The organism is Actinomycetospora succinea (assembly GCF_004363095.1).
In the GTDB taxonomy this organism is placed as follows: domain Bacteria; phylum Actinomycetota; class Actinomycetes; order Mycobacteriales; family Pseudonocardiaceae; genus Actinomycetospora; species Actinomycetospora succinea.
In genome coordinates this window covers 16,535-34,420 of the sequence record NZ_SNYO01000015.1, presented here as the reverse complement: position 1 = coordinate 34,420, position 17,886 = coordinate 16,535, and the positions used below count along the sequence as shown (strand labels likewise).

The window sequence follows — 17,886 nt, the reverse complement described above, 5'->3', positions numbered from 1 at the left end:
GCCTCCCTAGAATCGGTGCGGTGACCTGGTGGCGCGAGCTCGTGCGGCGCACCCGCGCGCGCGTCGCGCCCTTCCTCGCCGAGGCGCTCGACCTGATCCGCCCGGCGGGCCGCCGCGCGCCGGAGATCGTCGTGGTCGCCGGTGTCGTGGTCAGCGTGCTGCTCGGGCTCGTGCTCGTCGGCGCCGCGCGCAACGACGCCCACATCGACGCCGCGCAGGGCGCCGCCGTCGCCGAGGTGCTCGAGGGCGGGTCGCGGCCCCACGTCTACGTCCGCTTCACCACCGTCGAGGGCGCGGTGCTCACCCCCGAGAAGGGCGTGTTCTACCCGCGCGGGCTCGAGCCGGGCCAGCTCGTCGAGGTCGAGTACGACCGCACCGACCCCGAGCTCGTCCGCGTCGCCGGCCGCACCTGGACCGAGGGCCTCGTGCCCGTGCTGCTCGGCCTGCTCGCGTTGTGGGCCGTCGTGGGCCCGTCGGCCTGGTTGCTCGCGCGGGCGCGCCGGCGGCGCCGCGAGGCCGCGCTGGCCGCCGCGCGCTGGCGCAACGAGGTCGCGGCGTCCGATGAGCGCGAGGACGGCGAGCCCGAGATGGCCGGGGCGGCGCCGCGGTGAGCGCCCGCTCGCGGTCGAAAGGTCCGGCTCCGCTGCGCTCCGCGTCCCAGGGCACCCGCGCCGAGCTCGACCGCGACCCGGCCGCCGTGGCCCACATGTTCGACGGGGTCGCGGCGCGCTACGACCTGACCAACACCGTGCTGTCGTTCGCCCAGGACGTCCGCTGGCGCCGGGCCACCCGCGAGGCCCTCGCCGTCGGCCCCGGCGACACGGTGCTCGACGTCGCCGCGGGCACCGGGGTCTCCACCGTCGAGCTCGCCCGCACCGGGGCGCGCTGCCTGGCCACCGACTTCTCGCTGGGCATGCTGCGCACCGGCCGGGCGCGGGTCGGGGACGCGGTGCCCTTCGTGGCCGCCGACGCGCTGCACCTGCCGATCCCCGACGCGTCCGTCGACGCCGTCGTCATCTCGTTCGGCCTGCGCAACACCGTCGACGTCGACGCCGCCCTCGCCGAGTTCGCCCGCGTCACCCGCCCCGGCGGCACGCTCGCGGTCTGCGAGTTCTCCCGGCCGACCTGGGGCCCGTTCCGCCGGCTGTACACCGACTACCTCATGCGCGCGCTGCCCCGCGTCGCGACGGCGGTCAGCTCGAACCCCGACGCGTACGTCTACCTCGCCGAGTCGATCCGCGCCTGGCCCGACCAGGCCGCCCTCGCCGCCCGCATAGCCGCCGCGGGCTGGCGCTCCGTCGCCTGGCGCGACCTCACCGGCGGCATCGTCGCCCTCCACACCGCGACCAAGCCCTCCTAGGGCGCCGACGCACGGGGTGTGTGTCAGCGTGGCGGCCATGCTGACGTTCAACGTCAGTATTTCCGCCACGATCATCAGCAGATCGAGCTGGCGGATTTCCTGACGACCAACGTCAGCGTGGCCGCCACGCTGCAACACCCGGGCACTCGCGCGACCAGGAGAGCTCGGAAGAGCTGGGTCTTTCTCCGCTGGTCACCGAGTCCAAACCACCCTCGGCGGGCGATCTCGCCACGCGATCCCTACACTCCCGAGCGACGCTAGTGAACGGATTCACAAGGAGCGCAGTCGCCGTGTCCGCCACCACCGGAGCGCGCCGCAGCCCCGACAGCGACGCCGACGTCGTGGTCGTGGGTGCCGGTCCCGCAGGCTCCACGGTCGCGACGTACCTGGCGCGCGCCGGACTCGACGTCCTCGTGCTCGAGAAGGCGACGTTCCCGCGGGAGAAGGTCTGCGGCGACGGGGTCACGCCGCGCGGGGTGAAGCAGCTCGTCGACCTGGGCGTCGACACCCGCGAGGAGGCCGGCTGGCGCCACCAGCGCGGCCTGCGCGTGGTCGGCGGCGGCGCGAGCGTCGAGCTCGACTGGCCCGAGCTCGCGAACTACCCCGCCTACGGCCTCGTGCGCCCCCGCCGTGACTTCGACCAGATGCTCGCCGACCACGCCCGCGCCGCCGGCGCCCGCGTCGAGGAGGGCGTCTCGGTCGCCGGGGCGACGCGCGACGAGCGCACCGGCCGGGTCACCGGCGTCGAGGCCCGGCGCGGCCCCGAGCGCACCCCGGTGACCTACCGGGCCCCCCTCGTCGTCGCCTGCGACGGCGTCGGCGCGCGCACCGCGCTGAGCCTGGGCATCGCCAAGCGCGACGACCGCCCGCTCGGCGTCGCCGTCCGCCGCTACTACACGAGCCCGCGCCACGACGACGACTACCTCGAGACCCACCTCGGCCTGCACGACGGCCCCGGCGTCGGCCCCGACCTGCACGGCGGCTACGGCTGGATCTTCGGGATGGGCGACGGCACCGCGAACGTCGGCCTCGGCGTCCTCGCCACGCAGCAGAGCGACAAGCGCGACTACCGCGCGATGCTGCGCTCCTGGCTCGACGGCCTGCCCGAGCAGTGGGGGCTGCGCGAGGAGAACGCCGCCGGCCCGATCGGCGGCGCCGCGCTGCCGATGGGCCTGAGCCGCACGCCGGTCTACCGCGACGGGCTCGTGCTCGTCGGCGACGCCGGCGGGATGGTCAACCCGTTCAGCGGCGAGGGCATCGCGTACGCCCTGCAGTCCGCCGCGCTCGCCGCCGAGTGCGTCGTGCAGGCCCTGTCCCGCCCCGAGGGCCCCGCTCGCGAGCGCGCCCTCGGCGCCTACCCCACGGCCGTCCGGCACGAGCTCGGCCGCTACTACCGCGTCGGCAACCGGGCGGCGGGCGCCCTCGGCCGGCCGCGCTTCATGCACCACGCCCTGCGCCTCGGGCTCCCGCGGCGTCGGGTGATGGGCGCGGCGCTCAAGCTCTTCGCCGGGCTCACCGACGGGCGGGACGGGGACGCGGGCGACCGCGTGCTCGAGCTGGCCCTGCGCATGGTGCCGCCCCTGAGCGACGCCCCCGACGGGACGAGGAGCCGGAAGGGGGAGTCGACGGCGGCGTGACGGGCCGTCCGAGCACCAGGTCAGGCACGGGTTAGGCCGCCCTCACCACGGGACCACGGCATGGTCCTCATTAGGGTCGGCGTCCGCCCGACCAGCGTGATCCACCGCACGGCCCCGCACGTGGGCCGTGGCACCGGTACCACCACCACCCGCACTCCCGACGCGCAGCACCGGGGAGGAAGGAGACGACGATGCTGGACCTGTACGTCCCGCTCATCGTCATGTTCGCGCTGGCGGCCGCGTTCGGGCTGTTCTCCGTCACGGCCGCACCGTTCATCGGGCCGCGCCGCTACAACCGCGCGAAGCTCGACGCCTACGAGTGCGGCATCGAGCCGTCGCCGCAGCCGATCGCCGGCGGCGGCCGCATCCCGGTGGCCTACTACCTCACCGCGATGCTGTTCATCCTCTTCGACATCGAGATGGTCTTCCTCTACCCGTTCGCGGTGAACATCGACGCGCTCGGGTTGTTCGGCCTCGTCGAGATCGTGCTGTTCGTGGCGACCGTCGCCTTCGCCTACGCCTACGTGTGGCGTCGCGGCGGGCTGGACTGGAGCTAGACATGGGACTGGAAGAGAAGCTCCCGAACGGGATCGTGCTGGCCAGCGTCGAGAGCCTGGTCAACTGGACCCGCAAGGCGTCGCTGTGGCCCGCCACCTTCGGGCTGGCCTGCTGCGCGATCGAGATGATGACCTCGGGCGCCCCGCGCTACGACCTCGGCCGCTTCGGCATGGAGGTGTTCCGCCCCAGCCCGCGGCAGGCCGACCTGATGATCGTGGCGGGTCGCGTCACCAACAAGATGGCCCCCGTCCTGCGCCAGATCTACGACCAGATGGCCGAGCCCCGCTGGGTGCTCGCCATGGGCGTCTGCGCGTCGTCGGGCGGGATGTTCAACAACTACGCGGTCGTGCAGGGCGTCGACCACGTCGTGCCCGTCGACATGTACCTGCCGGGCTGCCCGCCGCGGCCCGAGATGCTGATCGACGCGATCCTCAAGCTCCACCAGAAGATCCAGAACGAGCCGCTCGGCCCGGTGCGCGCCGAGCTCGCCGCGGAGCGCCGGGCGCAGGGCGAGAAGCTCGAGCTGCTGCCCTCCTCCGAGGTCTACGGCAAGAAGGACCGCAAGACGGGGGAGGCGAAGGCCGAGCATGTCTGGTGACGAGAACAAGCCCAAGCCGCCCGGGACCGGCGCCGGCGGCGCGAGCGGCCCGACGGGCGCGTCGAACCCCGGCTCCGCCGGCACCGCCTTCGGCCCCCAGGAGATCGCGCGCCGCGACGTCAGCGGCTCCACCGCCGGACGGGCCCGGGAGGGCATGTTCGGCATCCAGGGCTCCGGTGACACCTCCGGCTTCGGCGGCCTGCGCCTGCCCGGCTACGCGCCGGCCCCGGCCGAGCGGCCCTACGGCGGCTGGTTCGACGAGGTCGTCGACGAGACCACCGCGGCACTCGCCGACGACGGGGCCGCGGACTTCGACACCTGCGTGCACCAGGTGACCGTCGACCGCGGCGAGATGACCTGGTACGTGAACCGCGAGCAGCTGGTGCGCCTGGCCCGCACCCTGCGCGACGACCCCGCGCTGCGCTTCGAGTTCTGCTCGGGCGTCTCCGGGGTCGACTACGGCGAGGGCGTGCCGCAGCAGCTGCACGTCGTCACCCACCTGCTGTCGATGACCTACCGGCGCCGGCTGCGCCTCGAGATCGCCCTCGAGCTCGACGACGCCCGCTGCCCGTCGCTGGTCGAGGTGTACCCGACGGCCGACTGGCACGAGCGCGAGACCTGGGACATGTTCGGCGTGGTCTTCGAGGGCCACCCGAGCCTGACCCGGATCCTCATGCCGGACGACTGGAACGGCCACCCGCAGCTCAAGAGCTACCCGCTCGGCGGCATCCCCGTGGAGTACCACGACGCGGAGATCCCGCCGCCCGATCAGCGGAGGGCGTACACGTGACCGAGACCCGAGACCCCTACGCCGCCTCCAGCCGCGAGACCACCGAGGGCACCGTCTACACGGTCACCGGTGGCGACTGGGACGAGATGGTCGACCAGACCGCGGGCGACGAGCGCATCGTCATCAACATGGGGCCGCAGCACCCGTCGACGCACGGCGTGCTGCGCCTCGTGCTCGAGCTCTCCGGCGAGACCGTGACCGACGCGCGCCTCGTCATCGGCTACCTGCACACGGGCATCGAGAAGAACTGCGAGTACCGCACCTGGACCCAGGGCGTCACGTTCGTGACGCGTGCGGACTACCTCGCGCCGCTGTTCAACGAGACCGCCTACTGCCTGTCGGTCGAGCGGCTGCTCGGCGTCGAGGTGCCCGACCGCGCCGCGACGATCCGCGTGCTCCTGATGGAGATCAACCGGATCGGCTCGCACCTCGTCGCCCTCGCGACGGGCGGCATGGAGCTCGGCGCGCTCACCGGCATGACCAACGGCTTCCGCGAGCGCGAGGAGGTCCTGCACCTGCTCGAGTTCCTCACCGGCCTGCGCATGAACCACGCGTTCATCCGGCCCGGCGGGGTCGTCCAGGACCTGCCCGAGGGCTACGAGGAGCGCATCCGCGCCTTCGTCAAGGTCATGCGCGACCGGCTGCCCGGCTTCCACAAGCTGCTCACCGGCAACAAGATCTGGCGCCAGCGCCTCGAGGGCGTCGGCTACCTGCCGCTGGACGGCTGCCTGGCGCTCGGCGTCACCGGCCCGATCCTGCGCTCGGCGGGGCTCGCGTGGGACCTGCGCCAGGTCGAGCCGTACCTCGGCTACGAGCACTACGACTTCGAGGTCCCCACCGACACGGCCGCCGACAGCTTCGCCCGCTACCTGCTGCGGGTGGAGGAGATGAGCCAGTCGCTGCGGATCATCGAGCAGGCCCTGGAGCGTCTCGAGCCGGGCCCGGTCATGGTCGAGGACGCGAAGATCGCGTGGCCCGCGCGGCTGTCGATCGGCGCCGACGGCATGGGCAACTCGCTCGAGCACGTCCGCCGGATCATGGGCCAGTCGATGGAGTCCCTGATCCACCACTTCAAGCTGGTCACCGAGGGCTTCAAGGTCCCGCCGGGGCAGGCGTGCGTGCCGATCGAGTCGCCCCGCGGCGAGCTGTCGGCGCACCTGGTCTCCGACGGCGGCACCCGCCCGCTGCGGGTCCACATGCGCGACCCCAGCTTCGTCAACCTGCAGGCCGCCCCGGCGATGGCCGAGGGCGGGATGGTCTCCGACGTCATCGCCGCGCTGGCGAGCCTCGATCCCGTGATGGGGGGTTGTGACCGATGAGCCGCGCGTTGGGTCCCGAGGCGCCGGCCGCGCCGCCGGTCGAGCCGGACCACGCCATCGACGAGGCCGGCGGGGTCCCCGCCGCCCACGCCGCCCTGTCCGCCGTGGACATCTCGATGTTCGACGGGGTCCGCGACCGGGCGGCGGCGATCATCGCCCGCTACCCGCAGCCGCGGTCGGCGCTGCTGCCGCTGCTCCACCTCGTCCAGCACGTCGAGGGCCACGTCTCCCGCGCCGGCATCGCGTTCTGCGCCGAGGCCCTGGAGATCACGACCGCCGAGGTCTCGGCGGTCGCGACCTTCTACACGATGTACAAGCGCGAGCCCGTCGGCCGCCACCTCGTCAGCGTCTGCACCAACACGCTGTGCGCGGCCCTCGGCGGCGACGACATCTACGCCGCCGTGCGCGAGCGCCTCGACGGCATCGGGCACGAGCAGACCAGCGCCGACGGCGCGGTGACGATCGAGCACGCCGAGTGCCTCGCGGCCTGCGACCTCGCGCCCGTGCTCACCGTCGACTACGAGTTCTTCGACAAGCAGACCGTCGACTCGGCGGTCGAGATCATCGAGGCGCTGCGGCGCGGCGAGAAGCCCGCGCCGACGCGCGGGGCGCCGCTGACCAATTTCCGCGCGGTCGAGCTGCTGCTCGCCGGGTTCTACGACGACCCGGCCGTCGGCGGTCTCGAGGCCGTCGCCGGCCCGTCCGCGGCCGAGGAGAGCCTGCGCGGCGCGCGGCTGGCCGAGGAGCGCGGGTGGACGGCGCCCGCCGTGCCCACCGCGTCCGACGCGTCCGACGAGGGAGACAGCGCATGACCACGCCCGACCCCCTCACCCCGGTGCTGACCAAGCGCTGGCTCGGCCCGGAGTCGTGGACGCTGCGCCACTACACCGAGCTCGGCGGCTACGAGGCGCTCGACACCGCGCTGCAGACGTTCCCGGACGACCTGATCACGCTGATCAAGGACTCCGGCCTGCGCGGCCGCGGCGGCGCCGGCTTCCCGACGGGCATGAAGTGGAGCTTCATCCCGCAGGCCAAGCCCGGCGAGGAGCCCACCGGCCCGGCCGCCAAGCCGAAGTACCTCGTCATCAACGCCGACGAGGGCGAGCCCGGGACCTGCAAGGACGTCCCGCTGATGATGGCCGACCCGCACTCGCTCATCGAGGGCTGCATCATCACGAGCTGGGCGATCCGCGCGCACTTCTGCGCGATCTACGTGCGCGGCGAGGTCGTGCACTGCCTCCGGCGCCTGCACGCCGCGGTGCGCGAGGCCTACGACGCGGGCCACCTCGGCAAGAACATCCACGGCACCGGGTTCGACCTCGACATCGTCGTGCACGCCGGCGCCGGCGCGTACATCTGCGGCGAGGAGACGGCGCTGCTCGACTCGCTCGAGGGACGCCGGGGTCAGCCGCGCCTCAAGCCGCCGTTCCCGGCGACCGCGGGCCTCTACGCCGCGCCGACCGTCGTCAACAACGTCGAGACGATCGCGACCGTCCCGTCGATCGTGTCGGGTGGCAAGGACTGGTTCCGCACGATGGGCCGCGAGCGCTCGCCCGGCCCGAAGATCTACTCGCTGTCCGGGCACGTCGAGCGTCCCGGACAGTACGAGGCGCCGCTGGGCACGACGCTGCGCCAGCTCCTCGAGCTCGCGGGGGGCATGAAGGACGGCATCCCGCTGAAGTTCTGGACGCCTGGCGGCTCGTCGACCCCGCTGCTGACCGACGAGCACCTCGACGTCCCGCTGGACTTCGAGGGCGCCACCGAGGCCGGCTCGATGCTCGGCACCACCGCGCTCATGATCTTCAACGAGACCGTGTCGGTCCCGTGGGCGGTCATGAAGTGGACCGAGTTCTACGAGCACGAGTCGTGCGGGAAGTGCACGCCGTGCCGCGAAGGCTGCTACTGGCTCGCCGGCATCCTGCGCCGGATGGTCGACGGCGAGGGCACCGAGGCCGACATCGACACGCTGCTCGACGTCTGCGACAACGTCCTCGGCCGCTCCTTCTGCGCCCTCGGCGACGGCGCGGTCTCGCCGATCACCAGCGGCATCAAGTACTTCCGGCAGGAGTTCGTCGACCTCTGCACGGCGCAGCGCCGCCACCCCGAGGTCGACCGCATCGTGGAACTGAGCGGAGCCAGCGCGTGACCCAGGCACCGGAGAAGACCACCGCCGACGACGACCTCCCTCCCGTGCCGGAGGGGCACGTCCGGCTGACGATCGACGACCGCGTCGTCGACGCCCCGCAGGGCGAGCTGCTCATCCGCACGTGCGAGCGGCTCGGCATCGTCGTCCCGCGCTTCTGCGACCACCCCCTGCTCGACCCGGCCGGCGCCTGCCGCCAGTGCCTGGTCGAGGTGGAGATGGGCGGGCGCAAGATGCCCAAGCCGCAGGCCAGCTGCACGATGACCGTCGCCCAGGACATGGTCGTCAACACCCAGATGACCTCGCCGGTGGCCGACAAGGCGCAGCAGGGCGTCATGGAGCTGCTGCTCATCAACCACCCGCTGGACTGCCCGATCTGCGACAAGGGCGGCGAGTGCCCCCTGCAGAACCAGGCGATGTCCTCGGGGCGGGCGGAGTCGCGGTTCGTCGAGGAGAAGCGGACGTTCGCGAAGCCGCTGCCGATCTCCGACGAGGTGCTGCTCGACCGCGAGCGCTGCGTGCTCTGCCAGCGCTGCACCCGGTTCTCCCGTCAGATCGCGGGCGACCAGTTCATCGAGCTGCTCGAGCGCGGCGCGCACCAGCAGATCGGCACCGAGGAGACCGCCTTCGGCGAGGGCGAGGACTTCCAGTCCTACTTCTCCGGCAACACCATCCAGATCTGCCCGGTCGGCGCGCTGACCTCGGCGTCCTACCGCTTCCGCTCGCGGCCGTTCGACCTCGTGTCGACGCCCGGCGTCTCCGAGCACGACTCCTCGGGCGCCGCGGTCCGGCGCGACTGGCGCCGCGGCGCGGTCACCCGCGTGCTGGCGGGCGACGACCCCGAGGTCAACGAGGAGTGGATCGACGACAAGACCCGCTTCGCGTTCCGCTACACCCAGGCCGCCGACCGCCTGCTGCGGCCGATGGTGCGCGGCGACGACGGCGAGCTGGCGGAGACCTCGTGGACCGAGGCCCTCGAGCGCGCGGCGCAGCTGCTCGTCGCGGCGCGCGACGGCCAGGGCCCCGAGGACGAGGAGGGCCACCGCAAGCAGGGCGTCGGCGTGCTGCCCGGCGGGCGCGTGACCGTCGAGGACGGCTACGCCTACGCCAAGTTCGCCCGCCTCGCGCTGCGCACCAACGACGTCGACGCTCGGGCGCGCGCGGCCTCGGACGAGGAGCTGGACTTCCTCGGCACGCGGGTCGCGGGCACCGGCCCCGACCACGTCTCCTTCGACGCCCTCGAGAGCGCGCCCGCGGTGCTGTGCGTGGCGCTCGAGCCCGAGGAGGAGGCGCCGGTCGTCTTCCTGCGCCTGCGCAAGGCGGCGCGGACGGGCACCGCGGTGCACCACCTCTCGCAGTGGTCGACGCCCGCGGTCGTGAAGACCGGCAGCCGGCTGGTCCGCTGCGCGCCGGGCGACGAGGTCACCGCCCTCGGGACGCTGCCCGACCCCGTCGCGGCGGACCTCGCGAAGCCCGGTGCCGTCGTGCTCGTCGGCGAGCGGGCCGCGCAGGTGCCCGGCCTCTACGCCGCGGTCGCCGACCTCGGCGCGCGGACCGGGGCCAGGGTCGCCTGGATCCCGCGCCGGGCGGGGGAGCGGGGCGCGCTCGACGCCGGCGCCCTGCCGACCGTGCTGCCCGGCGGCGCGCCCGTCGCCGACGCCGCCGCCCGGGCCGAGCTCGCATCCCGCTGGGGCGTGACCGAGCTGCCCTCGGACGCCGGGCGCGACCTCGGCGAGATCCTGCGGGCGACGGCCGACGGCGAGCTCGCCGGCCTGGTCGTCGGCGGCGTCGCGCTCGACGACCTGCCCGACCCGGACCTCGCGCGGCGCGCCCTCGAGACCGCCGACGTCGTCGTGTCGCTCGAGCAGCGGCGCACCGAGGTCACCGACCGCGCCGACGTCGTGCTCCCGGTCGCACCGGTGATCAACAAGGCGGGGACCTTCCGCAACTGGGAGGGCCGCGACCGCCGCTTCGCCACCACCATCGACCCGTCCGGCGGCTCCGCGGGCCGGGTCGGCGGCACGGCGGCGACGACGCTGCCCGACTGTCGGGTGCTCGACACCCTCGCCGTCGAGATGGACGTCGACCTGTTCACCCAGACCCCGGAGGCCACGGCCGCCGAGTTCGCCCGCGTCGCCGAGGCCCTGGGCGGTCACCGCGGCGGGGCGACCGGCACCTTCGCCTCGTCCCGGCGAACGAACGGCGCTCTCGCTGCGTCCGAAGCAGCGAACGCGCCGTTCGTTCCCGGCGAGGGGTCGGCGGACGGAGCAGCCGACGTCGACGTCGAGGTGATCGACGTCGAGGTCGCCGAGGTGGTCGACGGCGAGCTGGTCGAGGTGGCCGAGGTCGTGGAGGTCGTCGAGACCCCGGTCGACCCCACCTCTGGCCGCGCGCTGCGCCTCGCCACGTGGCGCCAGCTGCTCGACGGCGGCGCGCTGATGGCCGGCGAGCCGGAGCTCGCGGGCACCGCGCGGCCGCCGAAGTTCCGGGTCTCGGCGCAGACCGCGCGCCGGCTCGGGTTCGCGCAGGACGACCCCGCGCAGCTCGAGGGCCCGCGCGGCTCGCTGATCCTGCCGGTCGAGGTCGCCGACCTCCCCGACGACGTCGTGTGGGCCCCGGCGCGGGTCCCGCACCTCGACGGCGAGGTCGTCACGCTCGCCGGTCTCGGTCTCCACCACGGCGGGACCGTCCGCCTGCATGACGGGAGCTCGTCGTGAATCCGGTCCCCCCGCCGGGGTACACGCAGTCGCTGATCGCGGACGACCCGTTCTGGCTGACGCTGATCAAGGTCCTCGTGATCTTCGTCCTGCTGATGCTGATCACGCTGTTCATGATCTGGTTCGAGCGCCGGGTCGTGGGCCGCATGCAGCAGCGGCCGGGGCCGAACTGGAACGGCCCGTTCGGGCTGCTCCAGAGCCTCGCCGACGGGCTCAAGCTCGCGTTCAAGGAGGACATCCGCCCCGTCCTCGCGGACAAGGCGGTGTTCTTCATCGCGCCGGTGCTCTCGGTGGTGCCGGCGTTCGTCGCGTGGTCGGTGATCCCGCTCGGCCCCGAGGTCTCGATCTTCGGTGAGCAGACCGCCCTGCAGCTGACCGACCTGCCGGTCGGCGTGCTCGTGGTGCTGGCCTGCTCGTCGATCGGCGTCTACGGCATCGTGCTGGCCGGCTGGGCGTCGGGCTCGCCGTACCCGCTGCTCGGCAGCCTGCGCAGCGCCGCCCAGGTGATCTCCTACGAGCTCGCGCTCGGCCTGTCGATCATCGCGGTGGTCCTCTACGCCGGCTCGCTCTCGACCGCCGACATCGTCGCCGCGCAGTCGACCGGCTGGTACGTCTGGCTGCTGCCGGTCAGCTTCATGATCTTCGCGGTGTCGATGGTCGGCGAGACCAACCGCGCGCCGTTCGACCTCCCCGAGGCCGAGTCCGAGCTGGTCGGCGGCTTCCACACCGAGTACTCGTCGCTGAAGTTCGCCCTGTTCTTCCTCGCCGAGTACGTCAACATGGTCACGCTCTCGGCGGTGGCCACGACGCTGTTCCTCGGCGGCTGGATGGCCCCCTGGCCCCTCTCGCTCATCCCGGGCGTGAACGAGGGCTGGTGGCCGCTGCTCTGGTTCTTCGGCAAGACGCTGGCGTTCCTGTTCGTCTACGTCTGGCTGCGCGGCACGCTGCCCCGCCAGCGCTACGACCAGTTCATGCGCCTGGGCTGGAAGCTCCTCATTCCGGTCAGCCTGGTGTGGCTGATGCTGGTCGCGACGCTGCGGGTGCTGCGCACCGAGCTCACGACCGGCCAGATCCTCGTGGTCGGCGGCATCGCGCTGGTGATCCTGGTCGGCGCGGCCCTGCTGATCCCGGACCAGGCGCCCCCGGAGGAGGACAAGGAGCCGCCGGTCATCACCGACTACCCCGTCCCGCCGCTCGACCTCGCGGTCCCGGAGACGCCGAAGCGGCGCCGGCGCGCGGTGGCGGGCAAGCGGGACGACCAGCAGGCCACCGAGACCGTGGGTGCCGGCACGAGTGGGGAAGGAGACCGCTGATGGGCATGTTCGACGGCGTCGCCGGGTTCGGCGTCACCTTCTCGACGATGTTCCGCAAGGTCGTCACCGAGGACTATCCGCGGGTGAAGAAGGTGACCGCCCCGCGCTACCACGGGCGGCACCAGCTCAACCGGCACCCGGACGGCCTCGAGAAGTGCGTCGGCTGCGAGCTGTGCGCCTGGGCCTGCCCGGCCGACGCGATCTACGTCGAGGGTGGCGACAACACCGACGAGGAGCGCTTCTCGCCCGGTGAGCGCTACGGCGCGATCTACCAGATCAACTACCTGCGCTGCATCGGCTGCGGCCTGTGCATCGAGGCGTGCCCGACGCGGTCGCTGACGATGACCAACGAGTACGAGCTCGCCGACGACGACCGCCAGGACCTGATCTACGACAAGGACCGCCTGCTCGCCCCGCTGCTGCCGGGGATGGAGCAGCCGCCGCACCCGATGCGTCTCGGCGAGAACGAGCAGGACTACTACGTGCAGGGCCCGGAGATGGCGCGGCGCCCCGACGTCCAGGACCAGGTCCGCGAGGAGATCCCGATGGTGTCGGGGGCCGCGACGCCCGACGCCGTGCCCACGCAGGAGGCGCGGTGAGCACCGTGAACGCCCTGCTGGCCGCCGCGCCGATGACGGGCGGCGGGGAGATGTCCACCGGCGAGTCGGTCGCGTTCTGGATCCTCGGCCCGGTCGCCCTCGCCGGCGGCCTCGGCATGGTCTTCGCGCGGAACGCCGTGCACTCGGCGCTGTGGCTCGTGATGACCATGCTCTCGCTGGGCGTGCTCTACATGGTCCAGCAGGCGCCGTTCCTCGGGTTCACGCAGATCATCGTCTACACCGGCGCGATCATGATGCTGTTCGTGTTCGTGCTGATGATGGTCGGGCGCGACGCCTCGGACTCCGTGGTCGAGGTGCTGCGCGGCCAGCGGCTGGCCGCGGCGGTGCTCGGCGTCGGGCTCGGCGGGCTCGCGGTGGCCGCGGTCGCCGAGACGCTCTCGGCGGTGGGCCCGGTGGGGCTCGGCCCGTCCTACGGCCCCGAGGCGCGCGGCAACGTCCAGGCCCTCGGCACCAGCATCTTCCGCGACTACCTGCTGCCCTTCGAGCTGACCTCGGCGCTGCTGATCACCGCCGCCGTCGGCGCGATGGTCTACACCTTTGCCGGCCAGGCCCGCCGCAAGCAGGCCAGCCAGCGCGAGCGGGTCGTCGAGCGCCTGCGCGGCCCGCTGGCCGGCTACGGCTCGCGGTCCGGGCCCGGTGTCTTCGCGACCGCCGACTCGGTCGCCACCCCGGCGCTGCTCCCCGACGGCTCGGTCGCCCCGGCGTCGCTCTCGAAGATCATCGAGGCGACGCGGCGCGAGCGGCTCGACGCCGACATCGCCGACGTCCAGTCCGACAGCGGCCCGGCCGGTGAGGTCGACGCGCGCGCCCTCCGGGGCGGGGACGACTCCGACGTGGGCGCCGGCAGCACCCACGACCGCCTCAGCGAGGGCGACAGCGAGGGAGCCCGATGAGCCCCACGATCTACCTGCTGCTCTCCGCGCTGCTGTTCGCCATCGGCGCGGTCGGTGTGCTGGTCCGGCGCAACGCCATCGTCGTGTTCATGTGCATCGAGCTCATGCTCAACGCCGTGAACCTGACGCTCGTCACGTTCGCCCGCATCAACGGGTCGCTCGGCGGTCAGATCATGGCCTTCTTCGTCATGGTCGTCGCGGCGGCCGAGGTCGTCGTCGGACTCTCGATCATCATGGCCATCTTCCGCACGCGCCGGACGACCTCGGTCGACGACGCGAACCTACTGAAGTACTGAGGGGGTTCGAAGAGTCGTGTCGTCTCTGCTGGCCGCCGCCCCGCTCCCCCCGGTGCTCCCCGCCGAGGGCGCTGCGAGCGCGGCCTGGCTCCTCGCGGCGCTGCCCGCCCTGGGCGCGCTCGTGCTGTTCGTCGGGGGCCGTCGCACCGACCGCTGGGGACACGTCCTCGGCGTCGCGACGGTCGTCGCCTCCTTCGTCGTCGCCGCGGTCCTGTTCGCCGGGTCGCTCGGGCTGCCCGCCGAGGAGCGGGTCCGCGACCTCGGGCTCTACGACTGGATCGCCGTCGGCGCGCTGAACGTCGAGTTCGGGCTGCGGATCGACCCGCTGTCGCTGACGTTCGCCCTGCTCATCACCGGTGTCGGGTCGCTGATCCACATCTACTCCGTGGGCTACATGTCCCACGACCCGAACCGCCGCAAGTTCTTCGCGCAGCTCAACCTGTTCGTCGCGGCGATGCTCGTGCTCGTCCTCGGCAACGGGTTCGTGACGCTCTACCTCGGCTGGGAGGGCGTCGGTCTCGCGTCCTACCTGCTGATCGGCTTCTACACGGGACGCCGGTCGGCGGGCAGCGCGGCCAAGAAGGCGTTCCTGATGAACCGCGTCGGTGACGTCGGGCTCGCGCTGGCGATCTTCCTGCTGTTCCTCGAGCTGGGCACCACCCAGTACGGCGAGGTGTTCGCGCGGGCCGGCGAGATCTCGCCCGGCGCCCTGACCGCGATCACCCTGCTCCTGCTGCTCGGCGCGTGCGGCAAGTCGGGTCAGTTCCCGCTGCAGGCCTGGCTCCCCGACGCCATGGAGGGCCCGACCCCGGTGTCGGCGCTCATCCACGCCGCCACGATGGTCACCGCCGGCGTCTACCTCATCGCCCGCGCGAACCCGCTCTACGACCTGGCGCCGGTCGGGCAGCTCGTCGTGACGATCATCGGCGCGATCACCCTGGTGCTCGGCGCGATCATCGGGTGCGCGTACGACGACATCAAGAAGGTGCTGGCGTACTCCACGGTCAGCCAGATCGGCTACATGATGCTGGCCGTCGGGCTCGGACCGGTCGGCTACGCCGCGGCGCTGGCCCACCTGCTCGCCCACGGGTTCTTCAAGGCCGGCCTGTTCCTCGGGGCCGGCTCGGTGATGCACGGGATGGCCGACGAGACGGACATGCGCCGCTTCGGCGGGCTGTGGCGGCACATGCCGGTGACGTTCTGGACGTTCACCGCAGGCTACCTGGCCCTGATCGGCTTCCCGTTCCTCTCGGGCTTCTACACGAAGGACCTGATCATCGAGGCCTCGCTGACCGCGGGTCCCGTCGCCGGCTGGATCTTCGGCATCGCCACGCTCGGCGCCGCCGGGCTCACCGCGTTCTACATGACGCGCCTGATGCTCATGACGTTCTTCGGGCCCGAGCGCTGGAAGGACCTGCACCCACGGCGCATCGACGGCGCCGACCTCGAGGACCCGCCCGAGCACTACCACCCGCACGAGTCGGTCGCGGCGATGACGGCGCCGATGGTGCTGCTCGCGATCGGGTCGGTGGGCGCGGGCGCGTTCCTCGTCGGCGGCGAGCGCCTGGGCACCTACCTGGAGGCCTCGCTCGGCGCGCCGATCGAGCCCCACGACCTGCCCGCGGCCTTCCCGGTCGGGCTGGTCCCGTATGTCGCGACGGTGATGATGCTCGCCGGCGCCGGCCTGGCCTACGTGCTCGTCGGGCGCCGCGAGGTGCCGGTCGAGCGCCCGCAGCGGGTCAGCCTGCCGGTGCGGGCCGCCCGCGCGGACCTGTACGCGAACACGATCAACGAGGGCATCATCGCCCGCCCGGGCATCTGGCTCTCGCGGGCGCTGGTCTACCTCGACAACCGCGGCGTCGACGGGGCCGTCAACGGCATCGCCGCCCTCCTGGGCGGCTCGTCGGGCCGCCTGCGGCGCACGCAGACCGGCTTCGTCCGCTCCTACGCCCTGACCATCCTGGGAGGCTCCGTCGTGCTCGTCGCGGCCCTGCTCGTCGTGGGCGGCGCCGGATGAGCGCGCTGCTGCTGGCCCTGCTACTGCTCCCGCTGATCGGAGCCGCCGTCTGCGGCGTGATGGCGGGCCGCGAGAACCTGGACCGGGCGGCCCGCGCCGTCGGGCTCGGGTTCTCCGCGGTCTCGCTGGTGCTCGTGGTGATCGTCTGGTCGCTGTTCAGCACGGCGCCTGACGCGCCCCGGTTCCAGGGGAGCCTCTCCGTCGAGTGGATCCCGGCCTTCGGGGTGTCGTTCGCCCTCGGGCTCGACGGCATCGCGCTCACGATGATCGCGCTGCTCTCGGTGCTCGTGCCGATCGTGCTGGTCTTCGCGGCGGCCGACAAGCTGCCCCCGGGGCGCACGGGCGCCGGGTTCACCGCGCTGATCCTCGCGACCCAGGGCGTGCTCGTCGGCGTCTTCGCGGCGACGGACGTGTTCCTGTTCTACGTCCTGTTCGAGGCGATGCTCATCCCGATGTACTTCCTCATCGGACGCTTCGGCGGGCCGCGCCGCCAGTACGCCGCGGTGAAGTTCTTCCTGTACTCGTTCCTCGGCGGCCTGATCATGCTCGCGTCGGTGATCGGGCTGTTCGTCGCGAGCGACACGCGTCTGGGCCAGGGGACCTTCGACTGGACCGCGCTGCAGGGGATGGCCGCGCAGCTGCCGCTGTCGACCCAGATCCCGCTCTTCCTCGGGTTCTTCGCCGCGTTCGCGATCAAGGCGCCGCTGGTGCCGTTCCACACGTGGCTGCCCGACGCCGGTGCCGAGGCCCCGATCGCGGGCAGCATCATCCTGCTGGGCCTGCTGGACAAGGTCGGCACGTTCGGGTTCCTGCGCTACACGCTGCCGCTGTTCCCCGCCGCGTCGCGGGAGCTCGCCCCGCTCGTGCTGACCCTCGCGGTGATCGGCGTGCTCTACGGCGCCCTGCTGGCCGCCGCGCAGACCGACCTCAAGCGCTTCGTCGCCTACACGTCGATCGCGCACTTCGGCTTCATCGCGCTCGGCATCTTCGCGTTCTCGTCGCAGTCGATCGCCGGGTCGGCGCTCTACATGGTCAACCACGGCATCTCGACCGCGATGCTCTTCCTCGTCGTCGGCCTGCTGATCCGCCGCGGCGGCACCGCCGACATGACCGAGTACGGCGGCGTCGGGCGGGCCGCCCCGCTGCTGGCCGGCATGTTCCTCGTCGCCGGGCTCTCGACGATCGCCCTGCCCGGCACGAACTCGTTCATCAGCGAGTTCCTCGTGCTGCTGGGGTCGTTCCCGAACCAGCCGGCGTTCACGGTGATCGCGACCGTCGGCATCGTCTTCGCCGCCCTGTACATGCTCTGGGTCTTCCAGCGCACGATGACCGGCCCGCTGCGCGGCGCCGCCGTCGTCGGGGACGGCCCGGGGGCGGCGTCGGCGGCGACCTTCGGCACGGAGACCGGCGACGACTCCTGGATGCGGCGCACCACCGCCCGGTTCGGCGATCTGAACCGCGGCGAGATCGCGCTGCTCACCCCGCTGGTCGCCCTGATCCTCGTCCTCGGCTTCTTCCCCGGTCCGGTCCTCGAGGTCCTCGACCCGACGGTGGCGGCGACCATGAGCGAGGTCGGCGTGCCCGACCCCGTGACCCAGAACGGAGTGGCGCGATGAGCCCGCTGA

The 17,886-nt window shown here is 72.7% G+C and carries 16 protein-coding genes; all 16 read left to right on the top strand.

Annotated features, from left to right (window positions below; genetic code table 11):
• Nucleotides 1–20: 20 nt before the first annotated feature.
• The 16 genes from EV188_RS30085 (at nucleotide 21) to EV188_RS30010 (ending at nucleotide 17,877) form a co-directional block, all read left to right on the top strand.
• Nucleotides 21–611, top strand: coding sequence for a DUF3592 domain-containing protein (locus EV188_RS30085; RefSeq protein WP_166660170.1), 591 nt, complete (start codon nucleotides 21–23; stop codon nucleotides 609–611).
• Nucleotides 608–1,360, top strand: a complete 753-nt coding sequence (locus EV188_RS30080; RefSeq protein ID WP_133830031.1) for a demethylmenaquinone methyltransferase — start codon at nucleotides 608–610, stop codon at nucleotides 1,358–1,360. The genes EV188_RS30085 and EV188_RS30080 overlap by 4 nt, the downstream gene beginning before the upstream one ends.
• 290 nt (nucleotides 1,361–1,650) lie before the next feature.
• On the top strand, nucleotides 1,651–2,997 hold the full coding sequence (locus EV188_RS30075; RefSeq protein ID WP_133830030.1) for a geranylgeranyl reductase family protein: 1,347 nt from the start codon (nucleotides 1,651–1,653) through the stop codon (nucleotides 2,995–2,997).
• Between the two features lie 191 nt (nucleotides 2,998–3,188).
• Nucleotides 3,189–3,554, top strand: coding sequence for an NADH-quinone oxidoreductase subunit A (locus EV188_RS30070; RefSeq protein WP_133830029.1), 366 nt, complete (start codon nucleotides 3,189–3,191; stop codon nucleotides 3,552–3,554).
• 2 nt (nucleotides 3,555–3,556) lie between these two features.
• Complete coding sequence (locus EV188_RS30065; RefSeq protein ID WP_133830028.1) at nucleotides 3,557–4,153, top strand: NuoB/complex I 20 kDa subunit family protein; 597 nt, start codon at nucleotides 3,557–3,559, stop codon at nucleotides 4,151–4,153.
• Nucleotides 4,143–4,943 carry an NADH-quinone oxidoreductase subunit C gene (locus tag EV188_RS30060; protein WP_133830027.1) on the top strand — a complete coding sequence of 267 codons (801 nt, stop codon included), beginning with the start codon at nucleotides 4,143–4,145 and terminating at the stop codon, nucleotides 4,941–4,943. Before EV188_RS30065 ends, EV188_RS30060 begins: the two co-directional genes overlap by 11 nt.
• Nucleotides 4,940–6,262 (top strand): NADH-quinone oxidoreductase subunit D, encoded by a 1,323-nt coding sequence (locus tag EV188_RS30055; protein WP_133830026.1) that lies wholly within the window; start codon nucleotides 4,940–4,942, stop codon nucleotides 6,260–6,262. The genes EV188_RS30060 and EV188_RS30055 overlap by 4 nt, the downstream gene beginning before the upstream one ends.
• A gap of 116 nt (nucleotides 6,263–6,378) precedes the next feature.
• Nucleotides 6,379–7,074: an NADH-quinone oxidoreductase subunit NuoE gene (gene nuoE / locus EV188_RS30050; RefSeq protein WP_243742113.1), complete on the top strand. Its 696-nt coding sequence runs from the start codon at nucleotides 6,379–6,381 to the stop codon at nucleotides 7,072–7,074.
• The gene (nuoF, locus tag EV188_RS30045; RefSeq protein ID WP_133830024.1) at nucleotides 7,071–8,408 is read left to right on the top strand and encodes an NADH-quinone oxidoreductase subunit NuoF; all 1,338 of its coding nucleotides are present in this window, start codon (nucleotides 7,071–7,073) and stop codon (nucleotides 8,406–8,408) included. The genes nuoE and nuoF overlap by 4 nt, the downstream gene beginning before the upstream one ends.
• Nucleotides 8,405–11,122, top strand: a complete 2,718-nt coding sequence (locus tag EV188_RS30040; protein ID WP_243742101.1) for an NADH-quinone oxidoreductase subunit G — start codon at nucleotides 8,405–8,407, stop codon at nucleotides 11,120–11,122. Before nuoF ends, EV188_RS30040 begins: the two co-directional genes overlap by 4 nt.
• The gene (gene nuoH / locus EV188_RS30035; protein ID WP_133830023.1) at nucleotides 11,119–12,435 is read left to right on the top strand and encodes an NADH-quinone oxidoreductase subunit NuoH; all 1,317 of its coding nucleotides are present in this window, start codon (nucleotides 11,119–11,121) and stop codon (nucleotides 12,433–12,435) included. The genes EV188_RS30040 and nuoH overlap by 4 nt, the downstream gene beginning before the upstream one ends.
• Nucleotides 12,435–13,034 carry an NADH-quinone oxidoreductase subunit NuoI gene (gene nuoI / locus EV188_RS30030; RefSeq protein WP_133830022.1) on the top strand — a complete coding sequence of 200 codons (600 nt, stop codon included), beginning with the start codon at nucleotides 12,435–12,437 and terminating at the stop codon, nucleotides 13,032–13,034. Before nuoH ends, nuoI begins: the two co-directional genes overlap by 1 nt.
• 32 nt (nucleotides 13,035–13,066) lie before the next feature.
• Nucleotides 13,067–13,948 carry an NADH-quinone oxidoreductase subunit J gene (locus tag EV188_RS30025; protein ID WP_424922967.1) on the top strand — a complete coding sequence of 294 codons (882 nt, stop codon included), beginning with the start codon at nucleotides 13,067–13,069 and terminating at the stop codon, nucleotides 13,946–13,948.
• Nucleotides 13,945–14,244, top strand: coding sequence for an NADH-quinone oxidoreductase subunit NuoK (gene nuoK, locus EV188_RS30020; protein ID WP_133830021.1), 300 nt, complete (start codon nucleotides 13,945–13,947; stop codon nucleotides 14,242–14,244). Before EV188_RS30025 ends, nuoK begins: the two co-directional genes overlap by 4 nt.
• Nucleotides 14,245–14,260: 16 nt before the next feature.
• Nucleotides 14,261–16,261 carry an NADH-quinone oxidoreductase subunit L gene (gene nuoL, locus EV188_RS30015; protein WP_424922963.1) on the top strand — a complete coding sequence of 667 codons (2,001 nt, stop codon included), beginning with the start codon at nucleotides 14,261–14,263 and terminating at the stop codon, nucleotides 16,259–16,261.
• The gene (locus tag EV188_RS30010; RefSeq protein WP_133830020.1) at nucleotides 16,258–17,877 is read left to right on the top strand and encodes an NADH-quinone oxidoreductase subunit M; all 1,620 of its coding nucleotides are present in this window, start codon (nucleotides 16,258–16,260) and stop codon (nucleotides 17,875–17,877) included. Before nuoL ends, EV188_RS30010 begins: the two co-directional genes overlap by 4 nt.
• Nucleotides 17,878–17,886: the final 9 nt, after the last annotated feature.